At 61.7% G+C, this 24990-nt stretch carries 21 protein-coding genes; all 21 read right to left on the bottom strand.

Annotation, left to right across the window (positions count from 1 at the left end):
• Positions 1-2: 2 nt before the first annotated feature.
• A complete protein-coding gene (pgaA, locus tag BLU71_RS22845; RefSeq protein WP_083353943.1) occupies positions 3-2483 on the bottom strand; it encodes a poly-beta-1,6 N-acetyl-D-glucosamine export porin PgaA in 2481 nt (826 codons plus the stop codon).
• A gap of 235 nt (positions 2484-2718) precedes the next feature.
• The gene (locus BLU71_RS22840) at positions 2719-4224 is read right to left on the bottom strand and encodes a YdgA family protein (protein WP_083353942.1); all 1506 of its coding nucleotides are present in this window, start codon (positions 4222-4224) and stop codon (positions 2719-2721) included.
• 292 nt (positions 4225-4516) lie between these two features.
• On the bottom strand, positions 4517-5152 hold the full coding sequence (locus BLU71_RS22835) for a hypothetical protein (RefSeq protein ID WP_042610156.1): 636 nt from the start codon (positions 5150-5152) through the stop codon (positions 4517-4519).
• A 93-nt stretch (positions 5153-5245) separates the two neighbouring features.
• Positions 5246-6688, bottom strand: a complete 1443-nt coding sequence (locus BLU71_RS22830) for an efflux transporter outer membrane subunit (protein ID WP_064361650.1) — start codon at positions 6686-6688, stop codon at positions 5246-5248.
• Positions 6685-7572, bottom strand: coding sequence for an HlyD family secretion protein (locus BLU71_RS22825; RefSeq protein WP_064361651.1), 888 nt, complete (start codon positions 7570-7572; stop codon positions 6685-6687). Before BLU71_RS22825 ends, BLU71_RS22830 begins: the two co-directional genes overlap by 4 nt.
• Complete coding sequence (locus BLU71_RS22820; protein WP_016772264.1) at positions 7569-7778, bottom strand: DUF1656 domain-containing protein; 210 nt, start codon at positions 7776-7778, stop codon at positions 7569-7571. The genes BLU71_RS22825 and BLU71_RS22820 overlap by 4 nt, the downstream gene beginning before the upstream one ends.
• Complete coding sequence (locus tag BLU71_RS22815) at positions 7775-9838, bottom strand: FUSC family protein (RefSeq protein WP_083353941.1); 2064 nt, start codon at positions 9836-9838, stop codon at positions 7775-7777. The genes BLU71_RS22820 and BLU71_RS22815 overlap by 4 nt, the downstream gene beginning before the upstream one ends.
• Complete coding sequence (locus BLU71_RS22810) at positions 9835-10263, bottom strand: MarR family winged helix-turn-helix transcriptional regulator (protein WP_016772266.1); 429 nt, start codon at positions 10261-10263, stop codon at positions 9835-9837. Before BLU71_RS22810 ends, BLU71_RS22815 begins: the two co-directional genes overlap by 4 nt.
• A gap of 363 nt (positions 10264-10626) precedes the next feature.
• A complete protein-coding gene (locus BLU71_RS22805; protein WP_042610152.1) occupies positions 10627-10908 on the bottom strand; it encodes a type II toxin-antitoxin system RelE family toxin in 282 nt (93 codons plus the stop codon).
• On the bottom strand, positions 10898-11143 hold the full coding sequence (locus BLU71_RS22800) for a type II toxin-antitoxin system Phd/YefM family antitoxin (protein ID WP_041477418.1): 246 nt from the start codon (positions 11141-11143) through the stop codon (positions 10898-10900). Before BLU71_RS22800 ends, BLU71_RS22805 begins: the two co-directional genes overlap by 11 nt.
• A gap of 37 nt (positions 11144-11180) precedes the next feature.
• Positions 11181-11420: a DUF2789 domain-containing protein gene (locus tag BLU71_RS22795; protein ID WP_064361654.1), complete on the bottom strand. Its 240-nt coding sequence runs from the start codon at positions 11418-11420 to the stop codon at positions 11181-11183.
• A gap of 78 nt (positions 11421-11498) precedes the next feature.
• Complete coding sequence (locus BLU71_RS22790; RefSeq protein ID WP_173867366.1) at positions 11499-13067, bottom strand: efflux transporter outer membrane subunit; 1569 nt, start codon at positions 13065-13067, stop codon at positions 11499-11501.
• Positions 13064-14131 (bottom strand): HlyD family secretion protein, encoded by a 1068-nt coding sequence (locus BLU71_RS22785; RefSeq protein WP_083353940.1) that lies wholly within the window; start codon positions 14129-14131, stop codon positions 13064-13066. The genes BLU71_RS22790 and BLU71_RS22785 overlap by 4 nt, the downstream gene beginning before the upstream one ends.
• A 28-nt stretch (positions 14132-14159) precedes the next feature.
• Complete coding sequence (locus BLU71_RS22780) at positions 14160-15698, bottom strand: MFS transporter (protein WP_042610149.1); 1539 nt, start codon at positions 15696-15698, stop codon at positions 14160-14162.
• Positions 15699-15920: 222 nt separating this feature from the next.
• A complete protein-coding gene (locus BLU71_RS22775; RefSeq protein WP_016772273.1) occupies positions 15921-16838 on the bottom strand; it encodes a LysR family transcriptional regulator in 918 nt (305 codons plus the stop codon).
• A 171-nt stretch (positions 16839-17009) separates the two neighbouring features.
• Complete coding sequence (locus BLU71_RS22770; protein WP_065615317.1) at positions 17010-17876, bottom strand: ABC transporter permease; 867 nt, start codon at positions 17874-17876, stop codon at positions 17010-17012.
• 20 nt (positions 17877-17896) lie between these two features.
• The gene (locus tag BLU71_RS22765; RefSeq protein WP_042610147.1) at positions 17897-18757 is read right to left on the bottom strand and encodes an ABC transporter ATP-binding protein; all 861 of its coding nucleotides are present in this window, start codon (positions 18755-18757) and stop codon (positions 17897-17899) included.
• A 17-nt stretch (positions 18758-18774) separates the two neighbouring features.
• Positions 18775-19671, bottom strand: a complete 897-nt coding sequence (locus BLU71_RS22760) for a TauD/TfdA dioxygenase family protein (protein WP_083353939.1) — start codon at positions 19669-19671, stop codon at positions 18775-18777.
• Positions 19672-20022: 351 nt separating this feature from the next.
• A complete protein-coding gene (locus tag BLU71_RS22755; protein ID WP_042610145.1) occupies positions 20023-21390 on the bottom strand; it encodes an HlyD family type I secretion periplasmic adaptor subunit in 1368 nt (455 codons plus the stop codon).
• Positions 21380-23536: a type I secretion system permease/ATPase gene (locus BLU71_RS22750; protein ID WP_042610144.1), complete on the bottom strand. Its 2157-nt coding sequence runs from the start codon at positions 23534-23536 to the stop codon at positions 21380-21382. Before BLU71_RS22750 ends, BLU71_RS22755 begins: the two co-directional genes overlap by 11 nt.
• 33 nt (positions 23537-23569) lie before the next feature.
• Entirely contained in the window at positions 23570-24922 is a 1353-nt protein-coding gene (locus BLU71_RS22745) for a TolC family outer membrane protein (protein ID WP_039756280.1), read from the bottom strand.
• Positions 24923-24990 lie beyond the last annotated feature (68 nt).

Below are 24990 nucleotides of genomic sequence, written 5' to 3'. Positions count from 1 at the left end.
TTCTAGAAGCGGAAAGTGAGGTCGACGAGCAGACGCAGATCAGTTTCCCGATCACCGTCGTAAGGCCGGTTGATCACACTGAACATGCCGCCCACATCGAACACGTCGTTCCAGGCGTACCGTTGGCCGTAACCGAGCAACGCCATGCCGCCGGTGCCGTGGTCGCGCTGGCTGTAGGTGCCGGCGCCGGCCTGGAATTGCTGGCTCCAGGAAGTTTCGTAACGGTGGTAGAGGACGTGGTTGACGTTGACCAGCGGCATCACGCTGAAGTCCGACTTGGGGTTGAAGTACGGCACGTCATCGGATTTCGAGTTGTGGCTGGTGCCGACTTCCAGACCAGCATCGACCTGGATGTTCGGCGCGCTGTAGATACCTTCACGTCCGGTCACCAACGCTTCGACGCGGTTGTTGCCATCGCTGAAGTGCGACGGGCTGACCGAGACGCGCCACTCGCGGCTTTCGTTGGCGCGCCAGCGCAGGAATGCGCTGCCGCCATTGGCCTTGATGTCGCTGTTGAGTGCGCGCAGCGGTGTTTCCGCCGAGAGGTATTCGAGGCTGCCGCCGTACTGCCAGTGATCGTTGATGTCGCGGGCGATCGCCAGGCGTGCGCCTTGTTTGTCACCGAAGCCGTAATCGTGATTCGACACTTCGGCTTCGAGGGTCATGTCACGGGTACGCCGTTCCAGGCCGACCCGTTGGAAGCGATGGTGGCCAGTCCCTTCGGCGAAATCACCGGTGGCATAACCGGCGCCGGCGAACACGCGCCAGTCTTCGTTGATCGGCGGGCTGTACAACGTGCTCTGGATGCCGAAATCACGGCTGCCGCTGACCGCACCGGCATCGCCACTGCCGCCACCATTGGCCTTGCCGCCGTAGGCTTCGACGCGCAGTTCGGCCATGTCATGCACTTCGCGCTCGCGGGCCAGTCGCTGCACCTGGCGGTTGTCCGGATAACGCGCGACCACGTCATCGACCAGCGCATCGTTCTGCCGCCACTCCTGCAACTCCATCGCGGTGCGTGCCTGAGCGACCTCCAGGCCCGCGTCGCGCGGTGCCGCGCTCTCGGCTTCCTTGAGCTGGCTTTCCGCGCGGCGCGGCATCTGGCGGGCGAGGTAGAGATCGGCCTGGGCCAGACGCAAGCCGAGATTGCCTGGCGCTTGCTCGATGAGAGTCTGCAAACGCTCTTCGCCGTGGGGCAGGTCGGAACTGTAAGTGCCGGCCTGCGCCGCGAGTTGCTGGGCGTCCATCCACTCATCGTTGGGATTGCCGATCGGCAGACCCTTGAGTTCGACGCGCGGACGCTGGGCTTTCGCCGCGTCTTCGGCGACCTTGCGCGCCTCGTCGGCGCGATCGCTTTCCAGCAGCGAGTAGTACAGCGCAGTGGTGTCTTCGAGACGATCACCGACATCGGCGTCAGGCGCTGAAAGCACCTGGCGATACAGATCGGTGGCGATCTCCGGCTCACGCTGATCGAGATAAGACGCCGCCACCCAACGCAGGGCGTAGGTCGGAATCTGCACGCCCTCGGCCTGCAGCTTTTGATATTCGCTGATGACGTCGGCGGTGCGCGCCCGGGCCTTGAGCGCCCCCATGCGGTCGATGCGCCAGCGCGTCACGTCGTCATGGGCAGTGGCGTCAGGCGTCCAGGTCGCGAGCAGTTTGTCGTAATCGGCCAGCGCGCGGTCAGCGATGACGTAGCGTTCCTGTTCGCTGCGGGTGGCGAGTTCGGCGAGGCGCACACGTTCGGCGGCGAGATCGCCTTCGAGACGGCGCAAGGTCACCGGATCAATCAGACCGGGGCGCTGACTGGCCAGGCGCAGCGCCGGTTCAGGCAGACGGGCCTTTTGCAGCGCGACCACGTACTCGCGGGCGACTTCCGGTTTGTTGCCGGCGCGGATAAACGCCTGATCGTATTCAAAGAGAGCGTCGTACTGCTTGCCGGCGCGGCCGAGGGCATAGCCCAAGGCCAGGCGGCGTGACGGATCCTCGGGTTTGGCGGCGACCAGCGCCTGGGCACGGGTGACGGCCTGATCGGGCTTGCCGGAATCGGCCTGGGTCAGCGCCAGACCCAATTGCAGGTCGGCGTTGTCCGGCTCCAGCGCCAGCGCCTGGTTATAGACCTGGGCGGCCTGGTCCCAGCGCTTGAGGTTGCGATAGGCACGCGCAGCGGCGGTCAGCGCCTGAACCGGCAGGACGCGGTCGCGGCCCTGGGTTTCATAGACCTTGACCACTTCGGCATCGAGCCCGGCCCAACTGGCGATTTGCAGGTGATCACTGATCTGGCCGTCGCTGGCCTGGCCCGGCGGCACCTGACGCAACACCGTCAACGCGGGCGTGTAGTGCCCGGCGCGAGCATCGCGGACCATTTCATCATAGGGTGTGTCGGCCAACGCCAGCAGCGGCCAGAGCAACTGGCTGCAGAGGGCGAATCGGAACAAAGGGCGCAAACCACGATGTACTACAGGACCATCAATACGCGGCATTCGTCAGCATCCTTACATGGCCAGCCGGGTCGCAATGCCCTCCTTGCCCATTCGTAACGGTGGCCGAGAAGACAGCCTTCGGCCAAGCTTGGTGAGGCAGTCTGCACGCAAGCGAGAGCGAATTTTCACATCGCAATAATTGTTCAGAATCGGCTCTTCTGTACAAAACTCGTACAGCAAAACGCCCGGCGCCTGTTCACACAGGGGCCGGGCGTCCGGGTGGCGCGCGGTGGATTTATTGCACTTGGGTGACGCCGGCGAACTTGCTCATCAGGAAGCCGATGAACTGTTCGACGGTCATTTTCTGGCCGTTGAATTCGACCTGATTGGCCGCGTAATGCAGCTTTGTCACCACGTTGGTGCCGTCGACGACGGCCAATTGCGAGCCGACCGCCATGCCGGCGAACATGTCCGCCGCTTCCCTGGACTGATCGACGATGGCTTTGGCGTCAGTCTGGCCATCGAGTTGCGCCTGCACGCTGAGCAGATCGACCAGCATCGGCTTGGACACTTGAATGTTCAGGTCGAGCAGCGCAATCAGCTGCTTGCCCAGTTGATCCGGTGGCAGGTCCATCGATTGCGGTTTGGTCAGGTCGATCACCAGATTGGCGCGGCTTTCACCGTTGGCGGTGTTGAACGAAAGGTTCTCCAGCGCCAGTTGCGGGCCGGCGGCCAGCAGCTTCTGCAGGTCGGCTTTGACCTGGGCGTTTTCCGCTTCGGTCAGGTTCAGCTCCGGTGCCGGCAGGCCCTGTGCGGCGGCTTCGGCGGCGGCTTTTTCGTACGGCTGCAATTTGGTCTGGTAGATCTGCATCAGCGACATGGTCGAAGGAATGTCGAGGTTCTTCAGGCTCATGGCCATGGCTGCCGAACCGACTTTCTTGTCGTTGAGCGTCACTTCGCCGATTTTGTAATCGGCACGGCCCGAGGCGTTGCTGCCGCTTTCTTCGGTGCGGTTCTTCATTTCGAAGTTCTTCACCCCCAGCACCATCGGTTTGGCGCCGAAGGTGGTTTTGCTGCTGGTCACTTCCAGGGTGTTTTCCCCGGTGTAGTAACCGTAGCTGCTCTTGGCGAGGTTGCTGGCCAGGGTCAGGCCGTTGAGCTCGATCTGCACCGGCGCCTGGTCTTCAGACACGGTGACCAGTTTCAGATTGTCCATGTAGCCGTCGGCCTTGACCTTCTGCGCCTGGGCGCTGGCGGCGATGTCCATACTCAGACCGGAAAACTTCAGGCTCGACTGCTCATCCAGGGCGGTTTCGAACGGCACCAGGTTGAGGGTGCTGGTGGTCGATTCGTCGTAGCCGATGTTGGTCACGCCCTTGAGCGGCGCGGCGCCGTTGGTGGCGGCGAACCATTTTTCTGTGGACGGGCTTTTTTCCAGTTCATAGTTGCTGGTGGCCATGACCGGCAGCCACTTCAGCGAAACCAGACGGGAGAACGGCAACGGGCCGTGTTCGATATGGTCGACGAACAGCAGCTCGACCGGCGCATCACCGAACATCTCGCCTTCGCCCTTGAGGCGATAGTGCGCGGTGCTGGTGAAGGTGTGGCGTTCCAGCGACACCAGCTCCAGCGACGCCGTGCCGTTGGAGCCGGCCATGGCGGTCTGCAGCTCCTTGTTGGCGTTGGTCACGGCGTTGTTCAGTACGCCTTCGATCTTGGTCCCGGTGTACCAGGCCCCGCCTGCGCTGATCGCGCCGATGGCAACAACGATTCCGAGGAGCACGCCTGCTGATTTATTCATGAATGACCTGATCGATTTCCGTGGCTGTGAATGAAGTCGTCTTCCTTGAACCCGGGATCGGGTCGCGGCTCGACTGTGCGCAATAAGCGGTGGAGATTAGCACCGGGCGCGGGGGACGGCCCACTGTTTAGAGGTTAAAGAGTGTCTGTGGGGGGAATGGACCGCTGACAGGGTTGAAGAGTTTCAGTGTCTGGAAGGACGCTATCGCGAGCAGGCTCACTCCTACAGGGGGAACGCATTCCAAATGTAGGAGTGAGCCTGCTCGCGATAGCGCCGGAGGATTCACAACAAATCAGGAATATTGGACTTCAATTTCATCCAGCTGATGATCGAAGCTCTTCAGCCGCGCGGTCCAGGTGTACACCAGCACTTCGAAGTCTCGATCGATCACCGCCCCGCCTGGCGCCTCCATCCGTACATCGCAGAAATCCAGCTGATAGCGTTCGCGGGCCATGGCCGTGGCGACATCTGACAGCTCGCGAGCATTGTTCAGCCAGTGCCAGCCTTCATCGGCGATCTGCTTGTCGAGTTCCAGGCATTGCTTCTTCAGAGCTTCGAGGCTTTTTTCCAGCGGCGTGCCGGTGAGTTCGCCCATGACTTCGGCGAAGGTTCGCCCGGGCTGCCAGTAACTGCCCCAGAAGTAGCGGTCGAACACGGTTTCGACCCGGCGCAGGGCGACTTTGGTGTCCCAGATCAGCACGAGCATCTTGCCGCGCTCGAGCTGACGCTTCTTGACCCGCTGCAGCTGAATCGAGGTCCAGGCGACGACGACGATCGCCATCACCGCGATCAGCGCAACGGCGCTGTCGAGAAAAACCATTGCCGTGTCAATCTGGTGGGCCAGCATGATCCCGTAGAAATATGTGGCCGAGAGCAGCACCAGTGCGACCAGAGCGCACCAGAAGCCGAGAGCGTAAGGGTTTTTCATTATTGGTTTCCCCTGGGCCAGCACGAGCAATGTGCATTGCAGGAGCGCTTGGCATGGGGCGCCCCTCCAACACATCAAAGCATAGCAACGGCCTCAGGGTTTGCTGGCGCCCGAGGTGTTCGTTCGTCCGCTTTCCCAGCCACCGCCCAGGGCGAGGAACAAATCGATCTGGCTCATCGCGACCTGGGTGTTCGCGGCGGCCAGTTGCGCGGTGACATCGGTGTAGGTGCGGGTCGCTTGCAGGTCGGCGAGGAACGACTCGCGGCCGGCCTGGAAGAAGCGGTGCGTCTGCTCGGCGGCGAGCTTCGCCGACTGCTCGGCTTCGGCCAGTGCATCGCGGCGCTGCAACAACGCGCTGTACTGGGCCAGACCGGTCTGGGTCTCGCGGATGGCGTTGAGCACCACACCGTCGAAATGCGCCAGCGCGCCCTGAGTGTTGGCCTCGGCCTCACGAATGCGCGCACGGGCGCCGTTGGTCGGCACCTTCCAGCTCAGCGACGGGCCGAAACCCCAGCGGTTGGTCGAAGGGTCACCCAGATCGTCGATGAGACCGACGGTGCCAATGGTCGCGCCGATGCTGATGTCCGGGTACAGCTCACCGGTGGCGATACCGATGCCCGCCGTTGCCGCCGCGAGACGGCGTTCAGCCTGACGAATATCCGGTCGACGCTTGAGCAGCGCAGCACCGTCCCCCACCGGCAGTCGTTGAGCGATCTTCGGCAACTCGGCGCAACTGGCCGTGCCCGCCGGCAATTGCTCGACCGGTTTGGCCAGCAGCATCGACAAACGGAACAGCCCGGCCTGACGCGCCGCTTCATAACGCGGCAAATCGGCGCGCAGGGATTTGAATTGGGTTTGCGAGCGGGTGACCTGGGTTTCGTCGCCACGCCCGGCGTCACGCAGACGCTGGATCAGTGAAGTGCTCTGCGATTGCAGATCGAGAGAATGCTCGGCGATTTCCCGCTCTTCATTGGCGGCGCAGACCTGGGTGTAAGCGCGAACCACGTCCGCCACCAGCGTGATGCGAGCGGTATCGGCAGCGGCCTGGGTCGCATCGGCATTGGCTTTGGCCGCTTCGATGCCGCGCTGCAGGGTGCCCCACAAGTCGAACTGATACGAAGCGCTGATGCCGATGTCGCCGACGTTATCCACCGGCACTTTCTCCGGCAGCAGGAACGCCTGACCGGATTCCTGCAGACGCTGGGCGCCCATTTTCACGCCGCCACTCCAACCGCCAGCGGCCTCGGCCTCATCCACCTGAGCGCGCGCCCGCGACAGGTTCGCCGCCGCTACACGCAGGTCGGTGTTGGACGCCATGGCCTGCTGCACCAGTTGATCGAGGCGCGGGTCTTTATACAGTCGCCACCAGTCGGCCGGCACCGGCGCCGAAACCACCGGTTTGCCAGCGATTGCCAGCTCGCCCTGAATATCCTTGCGCTGCGCTGCCGCGTCGGCAGGCACCTGATAATCCGGGCCGACCATCTGGCAGGCCGAGAGCATCACACCCAACCCGGCGATCAACCAGGCCTTGCTCATGGCTGCGGCTCCCGGGGTTGATCGTCGATGATCGACACAGTGGCGGTACGCCCGGCAATCATGCGGAAGTCGGCCGGCACATCATCGAAGGCGATGCGCACCGGAATCCGCTGCGCCAGGCGCACCCAACTGAACGCCGGGTTGACGTTCGGCAGCAGGTTGCTGCCACTGGTGCGATCACGGTCTTCGATGCCGGCGACGATGCTTTCGACATGCCCGCGCAACCGTGCGCGGTCGCCGATCACGCGGATATCCACCGACTGCCCGACGTGAATGCCGTCGAGTTTGGTTTCTTCAAAATAGCCGTCGATGTGGAAGGAATTGCTGTCGACCACCGACAATACCGGGCGCCCGGCGGTGACGAACTCCTGCGGACGCGGCGCGCGGTCGTTGACGTAACCGTCGACCGGGCTGCGGATCACCGAGCGATCGAGGTTGAGCTGCGCACTGTCGACCGCCACCAACGCTTCGGCCAGCGCCGATTGCGCACGGGCCACCCGCGACTGGCTCTCTTCCAGTTGCTCGGCCGGCACCAGGTTGCCGAGGCCACGGTTACGCTTGGCTTCACGCTGCGCCTGGGCGAGGGTTTCCTGGCGATCAGCGACGGCGGCCTTGGCCTGGCGCAGGGCCAGTTTGAAGCGGTCCTGATCGATACTGAACAGCACCTGGCCACGCTTGATCAACTGGTTGTCCTTCACTTCGACTTGCTGGATCAACCCGGACACGTCCGGGGCGATCTGGATGATGTCGGCACGAATGTGGCCGTCGCGGGTCCACGGCGCGAACATGTAATACATCACCATGCGCCAGACGAGGACAACGGCAAAAGTCACGATCAGCAGGGTCAGGACCACGCGACCTATAGTCAGAAACGGTTTTTTCATGTCATCAGGTATCGACTGAGTGAGTCCACGCCGTACAGCAGCACGGCGTAGAGCGCCACGTTGAACAATGCCCGGTGCCAGACCAGACGGTAAAAGTGCAGGCGCTGCAGCACGCCATGCACCAACAGAAACAACACATAGGTAATGCCCATCAGCACCAGCAGGGTCGGCAGGAAAATGCCGCTGATATCCAGATCACCAATCATAGGGGCGCTCCATCGGGCAGCGGTTCTTCGGGCTCGGCGCTGGAGACGAATTCGACGCCGGGCAGCAAGGCCAGACGCAAACCACTCAAGGCGTGCAACAGGTGCAGACGGGTTTCATCGTCGCCCTCACCGTTCAGCGCACGGCGGGTGCGATCAAGGGTCATCAGCAGACCGCTCGGCGCCGGCAGGCGTTCGTCGGCTTTGAGGCAGGCGCGGAAATACTCGCCGACCTCACTCACCACCTGTCGCAACAGGGCATTTGGCACGCCAGTGACGCGCGGGGTGTATGCAAGCAAATCGAGCATATTCAGACCGACGCGCACTTCGCGCATGGCAATGCCGGTGTCCTGGCCGGTCAGGGCCAGACGCGGCAGGTGCTGCATCAGCCGATCAAGCAACTGCACGCCCAGTTGCCGATGCTCGGCGAGGCTGGCCGGTTCGGTCATGCTGACGATGTCTTTCCAACTGAATCGAGTCAGGCGCTTGGCCGCCAGCTCGGCACCGAACGGCCGCGCCACCAGCGTCCAGATAAAAGCGAACAACAGCCCCAGTGGCCCGGCGAGGTTGGAGTTGGCGAAGGCAAAAAAGTCCGCGTCGTAGGCACCCTGAATGCTGATGAACGACGAGGTATTGACCAGCGTCAGCAGCATGCCGAGGTAGAAACGCGGCTGCACTGTCAGGGTGCCGATGCAAATGAACGGCACGGCAAACGCCAGCACCAGCATGGGGAAATCATGCAGGTTGGGCAGAATCAGAAACAGGTAAAGACTGGCGAACAGCACCGACATCCCGGTCCAGAAAAAGAATCGGTAAATCTGCGGGGCCGGGTCGTCCATCGAGGCGAAGAAGCTGCACGCCACCGCCGCCAGAATCACCGCACTGCCGCCATCCGGCCAGCCGAGCAGAATCCACAACACCGAAGCGACGATGATCGCCAGAATGGTCGAGGCCACCGAGTACAGCATCAGCCCGCGATCGATGAACGGCGTCAACCGGCCGAGGCGCCAGTGCCGGTACACGGCGCGCCAGCTGTCCTGGCGCTCGCACAGGATCGCATCCTGCAGGCTGCGGCAGTCCTGCCACAGATCGATGAATTCACCGAGGCGGTAGATCGCATTGGAGAACAGCAACTGTTTGCGCTCCTCCAGCGCTTCGGCACTCGGTTGCAACCCGTCGAGCTGATCGCGCAGTGCTTGCCAGCGCGCGAGATCGGCATCCGCATGGCTCAGCCATTCACGGGTGGCTGCGAGCAACGGCTGGAATTTTTCCACCAGCTCAGGGGTGCGCCGTTCCAAGGCGTATAGCGAATCCTCAAGCGCATCGATCACCGGCAGCAGGTGAATCATCCGTCCGCGCAGCTCCTTGGTGTTGCGCACGGTCTGTGGCCGCGCGCCTTCGTGGGGCAACTGGCCGATCATCAATTCAAGGCTGTTGAAATTGGCGACCATGGCCATGCGCAGCGCGGTGACTTCTTCCGGCTGCACATCGCGACTGAGAAACTTCAGGCTGTAGCTCGTCGCATCGGCGAACCACTTGCTTACCGCATCGTTGAACACCGGCGCCAGCCGGCGCGGCCAGAACATCGCACCGACCACCGCAGCAACGGCGATGCCAAGGAAAATCTCTTCGGTACGCGCCTCGGCCACATCCCACACCGCCAGCGGATTATCCACCACCGGCAGGGCAATCAACGGCAAGGTGTAGCCGGCCAGCATCAGTGCGTAGCTGTTGGCCGTGCGCAAATGCAGGGACATGAACAGCAGAATGCCGGTCCACAAGGCAATGACCACCACCAGCACGTAGGGGCTTTGCACGAACATCGGCACGAACAGCACTGCCGCCGCCGCACCGAGAAAAGTACCCGCTGCCCGGTATAGAGCCTTGGAACTGGTCGGGCCGAGAAACGGGCTGGAGACGATGTACACCGTGGCCATCGCCCAATACGGACGCGGCATTTGCATGAGCAAGGCGATGTACAGCGCAATCATCGACGCGGCAAAAGTACGTACCCCGTAAAACCAGTCACGGGCCGGCGGCATGCCAGTGAAAAAACCGTTCAAGAATTGACCACCACAGGCGAACTCGCCGCCTCAAAAGCCCTGAGTACCCGAAGCGTAGCTTCCAGATCGCTGCGCTCGATGCCTTCCAGCACTTCGTGGCGCAAGCGCACCAGCTCGGCCTCCACCGCCTGCACCAGCTCGCGACCGGTGTCGGTCAGGCTCAGGCACTTGGCGCGACGATCCTGGGCATCCTCAGTGCGGCAGACGTAACCGGCATGGCACAGCTGATCGAGCAAGCGCACCAGCGACGGACTCTCCATCCCCGCCGCTTGGGCGACTTGCACCTGGCGCACGCCCTCGCCCAAACGCCCGATCATCAACAAGGGCACGGCGCAGGCTTCGGAAATTCCGTAATTGACCAGCGTGGTCTGGCAGATCTTCCGCCAATGCCGGGCGGCCACCACCATGGCGCTGCTGATGTTCATCTGGAGACTGTCGAGGGAATCGGACACGGGATAACGGACACTGTTAGTTTGCTAACTATCAATATCGCATTGGTGGGGAATTTCAGTCAAGTTTTGAAACAAATCTCTCCACGCTTGGCCGAGGCGTCCACAAGTTGGATTCGCAATTTTTCGTAGAAAAAATCTAATGCGAGTGACAGAACGAAATTTTTTTTACAGTAAGGAGGTTTTTTTTACATCTGAGCCTTTTCGCGCAATTTTTTTTACATGCTGCGCCTCATGCCAGACGATACATCAAACTGATCCCACACTTTGATGGCCCAGCCCGGTCACTCAAGAATCTCATCGACAAACATCGGCCACTTGAATAAAGCGGGGGCTCGTTCAACGGTTCTTGGCAGCATCGTAAACGCTGCTGCGTTCGCGCTTGCCAACCGCTAGCACGGAAACCACGACTCGTTCGTCGATGACTTGGTAAACCAATCGATATCCCGAGGCTTTGAGTTTGATTTTGTAGCAGTCGGGCATGCTGTGGAGGGCGTCAGCCGGGATTCTGGGAAGCTTCAGCCTCTCACCCAGCTTCTTTTTGAACTGCTCCCGCAACGTATGACCCAGCTTGTTCCACTCTTTGTGCGCAGACGGCAGAAACTCAAGCTTATAAGTCATCCAGGCTTACCGAAATGGGCGTTTCGTGAAGGCGCGAACGAACGATGTCAGCCAGCTCAAGATCATCAAGCCGCTCCATCATCGCTTCGTAAACTTCGGCCGGCACCATATAACCCATGACGCGATTGTGGTTGAGGACAGCGACGGCCCCCCCATGTGCACCGTTCAACACGGCAGTAGGATTTTTCTTTAGTTCAGAGACACTGACAGCCATATCGGCAAGAACACTTTGCATAATAAGGACCTCAAATTAGGACGTGATTTTGGTCTATTTATGCTTTCTTCCGCAATATCAAATTCAACTGATCCACCACCTCCGCCCAATCCGCATCATCCAGAATCTCCTCGCGCAGAAACTGCGCCTGACTTTCCGTCCAGAAAAACGCGTCGGCCAGATGCAAATCCGGCTTGAGCGGGGAATGGCTGGCGATGAACTGATCGATGCTGATCGCGTCGTGAGGGAGGCCGAGTTGTTTGAACAGGGCCGGTAGGCTGTGCTGCGGATTTTCCATGATGCAACTCCTCTGGAACTCAGGTCCGGTGTCACGCCGTTTGCTGCAGTGGAGTTGATCATAGCTGTCGCTGTGGGTTCACGGCCTGGCGACGTCCGGCGAGCCTGCGGCCAGCTGCGCTGCCGGATAGACCGACTGCCATCCGCCGCCCAGCGCCTTGTACAAGCCGACCATTGCCAGGGAAACGCCGGTTGAGCTTTCCACCCATTGTTCCTGCGTGGCGAGCAAGGCGCTCTGCACGGTGAGGACGTTGACGAAATCGACCACACCCTCGACGTACTGCTGCTGCGCGGTGCGCAGGGCGATCTGGTTCTGGCGCACGGCTTCGGCGAGGCTATCGCGACGGCGCTGGCTGGCGTTGTACGCGGTCAGTTGATCGTCAATTTCATGCCAGGCGCGCAGAACGGTCTGCTGGTAGGCGATGGCCGCTTCCTGTTGTTGGGCTTCGCGCAGCTGCAGCATGCCGCGCAAACGTCCGCCGTCGAACAGCGGCAAGCTGAATTGCGGGCCGATACCAAAGGCGCGCGAGCCCCATGAACCGAAATCGCTGAGTTGCAGGGCCTGCGATCCGAGGTTGCCGGACAGGGTGATGCGGGGATAGAAATCGCCCTGGGCCACGCCGATGTTGGCGGTGGCGGCGTGCAGACGCGCTTCGGCCTGGCGGATATCCGGGCGGCGTTCGGCCAATTCAGACGGCAGGCCGATGGCGACTTGCAGAGGCGACTGCGGCACTGCCGCGTCTGTGGATAACGTTTGAGCGAGGGCTTGCGGCGGTTCGCCCATCAACAGACTGATCGCGTTGATCAGTTGCGCCTGACGCTGCTCGAGCGCTGGCAGTCGTGCTTCGATGGCGGCGACTTGCGCGGCGGCCTCGGCGACGTCGAGATCGGTCGCCACGCCATCGGCCAAACGCAGCTGCGAAAGTTTCAGGCTGTGCCGGGCGACGTCGAGGTTCTGCTCGGTGACGGCACGGGTGTTCTGCACCCCGCGCAGCTGAATGTAGTTTTGCGCGGTGTCGGCCAGTACGGTCAGCAGCACACCGCGACGATCGTTTTCCGCCACTTCGAGGTTGGCATCCGCGGCCTCGGTTTCACGACGTACGCGGCCCCAGAAATCCAGCTCCCATGAAGCCGAGAAACCGGCGTCCCACAGGTTGAAGGCCGAATCACCGTTATTCCCCGATGGATCGTTCAGACCCTTGCCGCTGTTGCGTTTGCGTGCGTAGCTGCCGGTGGCGGCGCTGTTCGGATAACGCTCGGCGGTGATCACCTGGCGCGCGGCGCGACTTTGTTGCAGGCGGCTGCTGGCCAGTTTGAGGTCGAGGTTGCTGTTGAGCGCGCGCTGAGTGAGCGCGGAGAGCTGCGGGTCCTGGAAGGTTTCCCACCAGCGTTCGTTCAGCGGTTCGTTGACGGCCTGGCTTGGGGCGGACTGGGCGGGTTTGGCCCAGTCGGCGGGTTGAGTGGCTGCGGGTTTCTGGAAGTCCGGGCCGACGGTACAAGCGCCGAGGCTGACTGCAAGCAAGGTACTCAGGGTGAGTTGCTGCCACTGGCGTTTTCGCGAGGAGGCTCGCTCCCACAGGGGGAACGCATTACAAAATGTGGGAGCGAGCCTGCTCGCGAAGGCGACAGCCGATTCAACACCGATCATCGCTGCGTCACCTCACGCTTGGATACTTTTGAGCTGGCGGTATCAATACTCGCCTCGACCGACATCCCCACCCGCAAGCGCTCGGCCAATGGCTGGCCCGGCTCCAGCATGATCTTCACCGGAATCCGCTGCACCACTTTGGTGAAATTGCCCGTCGCGTTATCCGGTTTCACCGCCGCAAAAGTCACGCCCGTTGCCGGCGCGATGCTCTCAACGCGACCGCTCAGCGCTTCGCCGCCCAGGCTGTCGACCCGTACCTGCACATCCTGCCCCGGCTGCACGTCGGTCAATTGGGTTTCCTGAAAATTGGCAACCACATACGCCTGCTGCAACGGCACCACCGCCAGCAGTTTGCTGCCCGGCGTGACGTAGGCGCCGACACGCACTGCACGTTCGCCGATCATGCCGTCCTGCGGCGCGGTGATGCGCGTGTACGACAGGTTGAAACTGGCGATTTCCAGCGCCGCCTGCGCGTGTTTCAGAGTGCCTTCGGCAGCGTTGCGCTGGGCAGTGAGGATTTCGACCTGCTTGCGTTCGGCCGCCAGCTTCGCCGTCGCGGTGTCCAGGCGCGCCGAAGCCTGATCGATGCGCGTGCGTGCCTGTTGCGCGTTCTGCACGGTGCCGGCGCCGACCCCGGCGAGGTGGTTGTAGCGGTTCAGTTCCTGCTGCGCGAAAGCCATTTGCGCTTTGGCCGAGACCACTGCAGCCTGTGCCTGAGCAATCAGCGAAGCCTGCCGCTCCAGAGTCGCGTTGGCGTTCTGCAACTGCGCCCGCGCGACCAGGGTTTGCGCATCCGCCGCTTCCGCTGCGGCGCGCAAATCGCGGTCATCGATCAACGCCAGCAACTGCCCGGCCTTGACCTGTTGGTTGTCTTCAACCAGCACCTGTTTGATGAAGCCGGCCACGCGCGGCACCACCAGCGTGTAGTCGGCGGAGACGAACGCGTCGTTGGTGGTTTGCTCGGTGCGGTTTCCGAACAGTCCTGGCATCGCCAGGTACACCAGCACGCCCACCGCCAATGCGGCAGCCACGGCTACCGCGAGTTTTTGCTTGGATTGAGTCATAAAAAAACCTTCAGTTTCAGTGCAGCGATCAGGTCGGCGCGCGCGGTGGATAAATCCGCGTCGGCAGCCAGAAAATCAGCAGGATCAACGCCACGGCGACTCCAGCCATGCACACGTAGAGGTCGGACGAAGTCAGCACCACCGCCTGCTCGTGCAGGCGGTGAGCGAGGCCCGGATCGCTGTGATCGGCCAGCGGCGAATTGCCGAGGCTGTCGACCAACATGGTCGAATGGAAATGCAGGCGCGAGGTGGTCAGCGCTTCGATTACGCCGGTAGCAACCACTGCCGCCAGCCCCTTGACGGTGTTGAACCACGCTGACGCGAAAGGCCCTTCCATCGGCGAGATACTGCCGGTCGACAACATCAGCAGCGGCAACACCGCCATCGGCTGGCCGAAAATCTGCAGCCATTGCAGGACGTAGAAATCGTCGCGGATCCACTGCGACGTCAGGTGCGAACCGCCCAGGCAGGACAGCGCGAGCATGCCAAGACCAATGCCAAGCACCCAACGGCAGTCGACCCAGCGTAAATTGCACAGCGCCGCCACCAGCGGCAGCGCGATCAACTGCGGCAACGCGGCGATGAGCATGATCGGCGCGGTTTGCGCCGGACGATAACCCTGCACCTGCGCCAGATAACTCGACGGAATCAGCACCACCGCCAACAGCACGATCAGCACGCCGGCGAGGGTGATCAACGCGAACATCAGGTTGCGGATGCCGAGCATCTGCAGCTTGAAAAACGGAATCGGCTGCGACCATTCATTGATCAGAAAAGCCACCAGCAGCAGCGAACCGGCACCGAGCAAGGCGCAGATCAAACTTGATTCGAACCAGTCCAGCCGATTGCCCTGCAACAGGCCGATGACCAACATGCAGATCGCCGGAAAGCCCAGCAGCAAGCCTTTCCAGTTGAATGACTTGAGCCGCTCCAGCCGCAGCGGATCCTGCGGCAAGCCGTAGGCCACGGCAGCCATGGCGATCAGGCACGGCACGATGATCTGCCAGAAGGTCCATTGCCAGCCGACGTGTTCGGTCCACAGGCCGGCCAGCGGCGTGCCGAGCCCCGGACCGAACGTCGCGGTCAAGGCGTAGCCGGCCAGCCCGTAGAGTTTGATGTTGGCGGGGAGAAAGCGCAGCGCGACGGTCATCAGCATCGGCGGCAGCGCGCCGCCGGCCAGGCCCTGAAGGATGCGCATCAACAACAGACTTTCGTAATTCGGGGCGAACGGGCACAGCACGCCAAGCAGGGTAAACAGGCCGATGGCGCAGAGGGTGAAACGGCGCAGCGAGAAGGTCACCGAGCACCACGGCGCAAAGGCCATGGCCGCGACCGACGTGGCGGTGTAACTGGCGACCAGCCAGGTGCCTTCGTCGTAACCGATGTGCAGCGCGCCGCGAATATCGGCGAGTGCGACTTTGGTGACCATCTCGTTGAGGCCCGAGACCAGCACGGCCAACAGCACGCCGACCAGACCAATGATGATCCGCGCCCCGAACACCGGTGGCGCAGCCGCCGTCGCCGGGCTGGCCGCGGCAAGGGGCGCCGTGACCGTCAGGGATGTCATGAATGAAAACTCCGCGGGTGAAATACCGGAGCATTTTAGTGGGGCTTGATGCTGACGAAAATTGACTTATTGGCAGGTTATAAGTGCATCAGACACAACGATTATCCCCTGTAGGAGTGAGCCTGCTCGCGATGGCGGCGCACCAGTCGCCATGTTTGGAGACTGACACAACGCTATCGCGAGCAGGCTCACTCCTACAGGGGATTTGTGCGCAATTCGAGATTATGGCTGTGCGGCCAGCCACGTTTCATCGCAGCAGGTCTTGAGGGTTTCGCGCAGCCAGCGGTGGGCCGGGTCCTTGTCGAAGCGCGGGTGCCAGGCCTGGGTCAGCATCAGCATCGGCAGCGGAATCGGCAGGTCGAACGAGCGCAGTTTCAGCCCCAGCCGCCGTACGCTGAGCAGGGCCTCTTTGGGCACCGGCAGGATCAGGTCGGAGTCAGGCAAGGCAAACATCGCCGCATGAAAACTCGGCGCGATGACCGCCACCCGGCGCTCCAGCCCCAGCGCGTTCAGCGCCGTATCAATCGGGCCGCGAGCAATGCCCCGGCGCGACATGCTGATGTGGGAAAACCCGGCGTAGCGTTCGGCAGTGATTTCGCCATCGAGCAACGGATGGTTCTCGCGCACCAGGCCGACGAAATGGGTGGAGAACAGGTTCTGCACTTTCACTTCCGGCGTGAGCGGACGGGTATTGCTGACGCTCAGATCGATGCGCCCTTCGCGCAGCGCCTCATCGTCGCCGTCACCTTCCGGGACGAAGCGCAATTCGCAATGCGGGGCGAGCTGGTCGAGGGTGTCGAACAGCTTGCCGCCGTAGACGCCGACGAAGAAATCATTGGCACGGATGCTGAAACGCCGGCGCAAGGTGCCCAGCTCGACGCTGTCGGCGGAGCGGAACAGCAGCGCCGCCTGCTCGACCACGTCGCGTACCTGTTCGCGCAGCTCAAGAGCTTTGGGTGTCGGCACCAGACCGCGCCCGGCGCGGACCAGAATCGGATCGCCGATGGCTTCGCGAATCCGCGTCAGCGTGCGGCTCATGGCCGCCGGGCTGAGGTTCATCCGCCGCGCCGCGCCGACCACACTGCCCTCGTCGAGCAAGGCATCGAGGGCGACCAGAAGGTTCATGTCCGGGAGTTGCATGCTGAGCACTCTTGGCTGATCTGGATTGATCTGTGCGCAATGCTAGCAAACATACTCAAGAGTGGCGGAGCCTTTGAAAAAGCTATCGCGAGCAGGCTCACTCCTACAGGGGCACGCATTTCAAATGTAGGAGTGAGCCTGCTCGCGATTGGGCCAGCCGGCATACCATTGTTAACGTTGCATACCCCAACGCTTGACGGTCACACGCTCGAGGGTATCGAACACCAGGTTTTCCACCAGCAAGCCAATCAGGATCACCACCGCCAATCCGGCAAACACCTTGTCGGTGTACAGCTCATTGCGATTCTGAAAGATGTACCAGCCCAGCCCGCCCTTGCCACTGGTCGCGCCAAACACCAGTTCGGCGGCAATCAACGTGCGCCAGGCGAACGCCCAGCCAATTTTCAGACCCGCGAGAATCGACGGCAGCGCCGCCGGGATCAGGATGAACAAGACCAGGCGCAAGCCCTTCAAACCATAATTGCGCCCGGCCATGCGCAGCGTCTCGGAGACGCCGAGAAATCCGGCATAAGTGTTCAGCGCCAACGCCCACAACACCGAATGCACCAGCACGAAGATCAGGCTGTTCTGCCCCAACCCGAACCACAACAACGCCAGCGGCAGCAGGGCAATCGCCGGCAACGGGTTGAACATCGAGGTCATCGTACTGAGCAGATCACGCCCCAACTGGGTCGAGACCGCCAATGTCGTCAGGGCGAACGCGAGAACGATGCCGATCAGGTAGCCCTTGATCAGCACCACCAAAGATATCCACACCTTGGCCAGCAGCTCGCCACTGAGCACACCGTCAAACAAGGCCTGTGCGGTTTGCAGAAAGCTCGGCAGCATCAGGTCGTTGTTCTGAATCCGCGCGACCACTTCCCAGATAATCGCCAGCACGATCAGGATCAGGCTTTTGCGCAGCCAGCCCTGTTGCCACAGGCGCGTGCCGAGCGGCAATTCGCGCTCGACCGGCACTGCGGTCAGCGGCTCGAGCACGGTTTCGAATTCTTCACGCACGGATGATGAATGGCTCATCGGGTAGTCCTCCTGGCCGCTCAATAGGCGATGCGAATGTCGTTGAAGTCATGCTCACGTTCGGTCTCCGGCGCCTGGCCTTCATCGAACAGCAGACGATGAATGCGCCGCGCCGATTCCTGAAACGCCACGCCACCGAGGCTGTGCAGATCGTATTGATGGCTGTGCACTTCGGCGCGCACCCGCCCCGGATGCGGCGACAGCAACAGGATGCGATTGCCCACCACCAACGCCTCTTCGATCGAGTGGGTGACGAACAACAGGGTGAAGCGCACCTCTTCCCAGAGCAGCAGCAATTCCTCCTGCATCTTGCGGCGGGTCAGCGCATCGAGTGCAGCGAAGGGTTCATCCATCAAAAGGATTTTCGGCTGCATGGCCAACGCCCGGGCGATCGCCACCCGCGCTTTCATGCCGCCGGACAAGGTGTGCGGATAGGCGTCGGCGAACGCCGCCAGGCCGACCTTTTCCAGATAGTGCAGCGCGCGTTCTTCCGCGTCCTTCTTGTTCAAGGTGCGCGAGGCCAGCAACGGGAACATCACGTTCTGCTTCACGGTTTTCCACGGCGGCAACTGGTCGAATTCCTGAAACACCACAATGCGATCCGGCCCCGGTGCATCGACGCGCTGACCTTGCAGGCGGATCTCGCCTTCGCAGGGCTGGATGAACCCGGCGACCGCTTTGAGCAGGGTGGATTTGCCACAGCCGGACGGGCCGAGCAGGACGAAACGATCCGCCGGATCGACGGCGAAACTGACCTGGTGAGTGGCGCGCACCACGCGTTGCGGCGTGCGGTATTCGAGGCTGACGTGATCGACGGCCAACAACGCTTCGCTGTGGGCGATCGGGTTGCTGGCCGCGTGGCCTGGCAAAGGGGCGTTCATGGTCGATCTCCGGCAAATCAGAAAGGCGCGTCGCCCTGAATGGTCGTGCGATACAGCTTGCGGCGCAGATGCGCAGGACAGCCGGCGGCGAGGTGGATCAGCGAACGGTTGTCCCAGAACACCAGATCGTGGGGTTCCCACTGATGGCGGTAGATGTTTTGCGGCAGCACGCTGTGGGCGAAGAGTTCGGCAAGCAGCTGGCGACTTTCGTCTTCCGGGAGGCCGACGATGCGCGTGGTGAAGCCTTCGCTGACGAACAGGGCCTTGCGACCGTTTTCCGGGTGGGTGCGCACTACCGGGTGCACTACTTCTGCGACCTGGGCCAGTTGTTCCGGGGTCAGGGTCGGGCGCCAGTTGCCTTCGAATTTGGTTTCGCTGTAGCGCGCGGTGTAGGAATGCGCGGCGGAACGCCCTTCGACCGCGTTGCGCAACGCAGCGGGCAGGTTGTCCCAGGCTTTGTGCATGTCGGCAAACAGCGTGTCGCCGCCCTCGGAGGGCAGCTCTTGGGCGTGCAGCATCGAGCCGAGACTTGGCAGCTCTTTATAGGAAAGATCGGAATGCCAGAACTTGCCGGCGTCACCGAGACCGATGTTCTGGCCGTTCTCGATGATGTTGGAAACGATGAGAATTTCCGGGTGATTGGCCAGCAGGAACTGCTTGAGCACATGGATCTGCAACACGCCGAAGCGACGGCTGAAATCGATTTGCTGTTGCGGGGTGATCTGCTGATCGCGAAAGACCACGACGTGGTGATCCAGGTGCGCGCGGTGAATGCGCGCGAAGTCCTGATCATTGACCGGTCGGCTGAGGTCGAGGCCAACGATCTCGGCGCCGACGGCACCGCTGAATGGACGAATTTCGAAAACTTGTGGCGCGGCAGTTGCGGCGCTTTCGGTGGCAGTAGCGGCGGACATCAATCATCTCCCACGCACGGCGCGCTCACGGACGCGCACGTCGATCAGACACTCACGCTGGATTGCGTGTCGGTTCAGGTCGTGCGGCGCGGCGATTGGTCGGCAGGTACGCAGGTGGGTGACTTTATAGCTATAAGAATTTGAAATTAAATACCGTTAATGAATAACGATATGACGAAGGGTAAGGGCGTGGAGTGACGATTTTTGTCACTTCCCGACAGAGATGCGGCGCTTGGGCTAGCGCTATCGCGAGCAGGCTCACTCCTACAGGGATCGCATTCCATCTGAAGAAATGCAATCAACTGTAGGAGTGAGCCTGCTCGCGATGAGGCCAGCAAGGCCACCGAAGATCTAGCGCTCGTGCAACGCTTCAGCCCGCGCCCGAATGATCGGCTTCAGCAAATAGCTCAACACCGATTTCTTGCCCGTGATGATATCCACCGAAGCAACCATCCCCGGAATGATCAACAGCGGTTTGTCGTCCGTGCCCAGATGACTGCGCTCGGTGCGCACCTTGATCACGTAATAGGTGGTTTTCTTGTCTTCGTCGGTGATGGTGTCGGCGCCAATCTGCTCGAGTTGTGCCTTCAGCCCGCCGTAAATGGTGTAGTCATAGGCGGTGAATTTGACGATCGCTTCCTGCCCCGGATGCAGGAACGCGATGTCCTGCGGACGGATCTTGGCTTCGACCAGCAGGGTGTCATCCAGCGGCACGATTTCGACCATGTCGCTGCCCGGCTGGATCACGCCGCCGATGGTGTTGACCAGCAACTTGTTGACGATACCGCGCACCGGCGAGGTGACCAGCGTACGGCTGACGCGGTCCTCCAGCGCCTTGCCGGTGGCCTGGGCCTTGTTCAGATCGGTGCGCGCTTCGTTGAGCTGGGTCAGCGCTTCGCTGCGGAATTTGCCGCGGGTTTCGTCGATCTTGCGCTGCACTTCTTTGATCGCCGATTCCGCGCGCGGGATGGCCAGCGTGGTCGCGTCGAGCTGGCCACGGGTCTCCACTTCGGCACGCTTGAGGCGCAGCACTTCTACCGGCGAGACCGCGCCCTGCGCCACCAGCGGCTCGGACATATTGATTTCCTGACGCTGCAAGCCGAGCTGCTGACGGTACTGCGCTTGCTTGGAGCTGAACTCCCGCAGCTCCTGCTGACGCTGGATCAGCTGCTCCTGCAGGCCGCCGATTTCATCGTGCAGTTGCTGACGCCGGCTGATGTACAGCGACTCTTCGCTTTTCGCCTGGCCCGGCACCGCTTTGAGCACGTCTTCGGGGAAATTCAGCGGACGATCATCGACTTCCGCGCTCAGACGCTCGACCCGCAGCAGCATCGACAGGCGATCGGCCTCGGTTTCGCCGACGTTAGAGGCAAACCGCGTGTCGTCGAGACGAATCAGCGGCGCGCCGGCCTCGACAATCTGGCCTTCCTTGACGAACAGCTCGGAGACGATTCCCCCCTCCAGGTTCTGGATTTTCTGGATTTTCGACGAGGGAATTGCCTTGCCGTCGCCCTTGGTCACTTCGTCGATCACCGCGAAGTTGGCCCAGAGCATCAGGAATACAAAGAAACCGATAATCGCCCAGATGGTCAGGCGCACGACGCGCGGGGCGTCTTCGATCAGCGCTTTGTTGACCTCGGGCAGCGGCTGGCCCTGCAGCGAGGCAGAGCCCTTGAAGTAGCGACGGATCGACTCCTTGACACCGGACTTAAGCAACACTGATCTGCCCCTTCTTCAACGCTTCCATCACGGCGGCTTTCGGGCCGTCGGCGAGAATCTGTCCGCGATCGATCACCAGCAGGCGATCGACCAGCGACAACAGCGATGCCCGGTGCGTGACCAGCACCACGGTCTTGTTTTCGACCACCGCCGCGAGGCGTTGCTTGAGGCGTTCTTCGCCGGTGTTGTCCATCGCACTGGTCGGCTCATCCATGAGCAGAATCGGCGGATTGAGCAACAGCGCACGGGCCAGGGCGACGTTCTGCCGCTGGCCGCCAGAGAGGTTCTGTCCGCGTTCGCCGACTTGCAGCTCATAGCCCTGCGGGTGCAGACGAGCGAATTCGTGGACGCCGGCCAGTTCGGCCGCCTGCAGGACAAGCTCGTCTTCGACGTAACGCGCGCCGGACACCAGATTGTCGCGCAGGGTGCCGGACAGCAGTTGAATGTCCTGTGGCACGTAACCGATGTTGTAGCGCAGTTCGCTGACGTCGATCTGGCGGATGTCCACCCCGTCAACCAGCAACGCACCGTCGTCCGGTTGGTACAGACCGACCAGCAATTTGGCCAGCGAGCTTTTGCCCGAGCCGCTGCGGCCGATGATGCCGATCTTCTCGCCGGGACGGATCACCAGGTTGATGTTCTTCAGCGCCGGGTTCTGTTGATCCGGGTAGGTGAAGCTGAGCTGACGGCATTCGATCGCACCCTGCAGAACCTTGCGGCTCAGCGGGCGCTCTTCGAAATTGCGCTCCTGCGGCAGCTCCATCATCTGGTCGACGGAGGTCATGGTCACCCGCGCCTGCTGATAGCGCGTGAGCAGACCGGACAGCGACGCCAGTGGGCTCAGCGCGCGGCCACTGAGCATATAGCAGGCAATCAGCCCGCCCATGCTCAGGTTACCGGCGATGATCTGGTACACGCCGAATACGATCATGATCACCCCGGCCAGTTGCTGGATCAGCAAGGTGATGTTCATCGCCAGACCGGAGAGCATTTTCACTCGCAGCTCGAGACGACTGAGGGTGCCGATGGTCTGCTCCCACTGATACTGGCGCTCGCTTTCGGCGTTGTTGACCTTGACCGCGTCCAGACCCGCGAGTGTCTCGATCAGGCTCGACTGACGCTCGGCGCCCAGCGCCATGGTGCGCTCCATGGTCGCGATCAGCGGCTTCTGCAAGGCGTAGCCGATCAGCAGCGCAATCGGGAATGCCAGCACCGGAATCCATACCAGATGCCCGCCGAGAATGGCGATGACGATGAAAATCAGGATGGTGAACGGCAGATCGATCAGGCTGGTCAGGGTCAGCGAGGCGAGGAAGTCGCGCAGGCTCTGAAATTCATGAATGTTCTGCGCAAAGCTGCCGACCCGCGCCGGGCGGTATTTCATCGCCATGCCGACGATGCGCTCGAACAGCGTGGCGGAGATGATCAGGTCGGTTTTCTTCCCGGCCAGATCCAGGCACAGACTGCGCAGGCTCTTGAGGATCAGATCGAAGATGTAAGCGCCGGTGATGCCCAGCGCCAGCACCCACAGGGTCGCTTCGGCCTGGTTCGGCACCACGCGGTCGTAGACGTTCATCACGAACAGCGGCGCGGCCATGGCGATGATGTTGATCAGGAAACTCGCGGCGATCGCATCGGCGTAGAGCCAGCGCGAACGCTTGAGGGTATCGCGAAACCACGAGCGTGCCCGCGGGATCAGCGTGCCGTGGTTGACGTCGAATTTGTGCTGCGGCTGGGCGAAGAACACTTTGCCGGTGTAATCGTCGGTCAGCAGTTCGCGGCTGACCACCGATTCGCCGCCATCGCTTTCGCTGAGCAGCACCCGCGCATCGTTTTCGCCCTGCCAGCCGAGCAGGACGGCACTGCGGCCATCCTTGAGCAGCAACAGCGCGGGCATGGCGATCGCCGGAATCTCTTCGAGCTTGCGCTGCAGCACCCGCCCCTGCAGGCCGGCGCGAGCCGCTGCGCGGGGCAGCAACTCGACACTCAAACGTTGTTTGGGCAGCGGCAGGCCGGTGGTCAGCATCGCTGCGCTGGCAGGCTTCTGGTGCAGCATGCACAGGGCGAGCAGACCATCCAGCAACGGATCGTCATGCAACGCGCGTGGATCATGGCTGAGTTGAACTCGACTGACTTCTGATTCCACGCTCGACACTCTTTAGCAGTTGAAAGGGATAACTCAGTTCATCCCAGGCAGCTGGACCTTGGGCTTCACGTCGTTCTGCACAACGGATGCCAACGGCGCGACCACTCCCTGGCTTTTGAGCAATTGGCCCATGGTCGCCTTGATTCGGTACTGAGTAAATAACTGAATGTTCTTGATTTCTGCCAGACGCCGCGAGGCGGTGAACAACTCGTTTTCGCTGTCGAGCAAGTCCAGCAGGGTGCGCTCGCCGAGGCTGAATTGACGCTGGTAGGCGGTACGCACCGAAGTGCTGTGGTCGACGTACTGCTGGGCAATCGGCACCTGGGCGTTGGCGTTGTTCAGCGCATTCCAGGCCAGGCCAAGCTCTTCGTTCAACTGGCGCAGGGCGTTGTTGCGGATGTCCAGCGCCTGGTTGGCCAGGTACGACTTGGATTCCAGATCAGCTTTGTTGCTGCCGCCGGAATACAGGTTGAAGCGCATGCGCAGCATGGCCTGCCATTCGTTGTTGTGGCCGTTCTGGCCGTCGAGATCGTTATCCGCGGTGCGCCCCAGTTCGGCGTCGAAGCGCGGGTAGAAGGTCGATTTCGCGGTGGCGAACTGCTTTTCGGCAGCGGCGATGTCCGACTCGGCGGAGCGCAGGATCGGGCTGTTTTCCAGCATCTGCGCGCGGGCTTCGTTGAGGTTGGCCGGCATCATCGCCATGAACGGCGCCGGCCGCTCGAGCTGGTCTGGCATCTGGCCGACGGCGCTGAGGAAGTTGGTTTCCGCATCGGCCAGGTTGGTCTGTTCGGTGATCAGGTTGTTGCGGGCCTGGGCCATGCGTGCTTCGGCCTGATCGAGGTCGGCACCGCTGCCGACGCCGCGCTGGGTGCGCAACTGGATCTGGTCGTAGATGCGCTGGTGGCTCTTGAGGTTTTCCTCGGCCAGACGGACGAATTCACGGCGGGTCAACACGTCCAGATACACCTGGGCGACGGTCAGCGCGGTGCGCTCGGAAGTGCCGAGCAGGGAGTAAGCACGGGAGCTGACGTTGGCTTGTTGACGCGCGACTTCGTTGGACGTCGCAAAACCGTCAAAAACCATTTGCGAGAGACGTAAACTTGACTCGCTGCGGTTCAAAGTCTCCCAATGATTGCCGCCACCGTTCGCTCGGGTCGTCACGCTGTCAGTACCTTCACGGCCATAACCGCCCAGCAGATCGACCTTGGGCAGGTATCCTCCTTTCGCCGCCTTTAATTGATAATCCGCCGCCAATCGACTGTTGACCCCCGCCTGAATCTCCGGATGGACATCCAGCGCCTGTTGCATGGCTTCTGGTAAGGATTGTGCTTGTACAAAGGAGGCGGCGAGAGCGAAGGGAGCAGCAAGGAGCAAAAGCGAACGCATGGTTGGAATTTTCCCGGAACTTCTTGTCTTGAATCACAGCAAAAACGTGGCGCTGCGTCGGATGAAGG

It is taken from the genome of Pseudomonas moraviensis (assembly GCF_900105805.1).
GTDB lineage: Bacteria > Pseudomonadota > Gammaproteobacteria > Pseudomonadales > Pseudomonadaceae > Aquipseudomonas > Aquipseudomonas moraviensis_A.
Note: the sequence above shows the minus strand (reverse complement) of the source record. Positions and strands in the feature narration are given on the sequence as shown.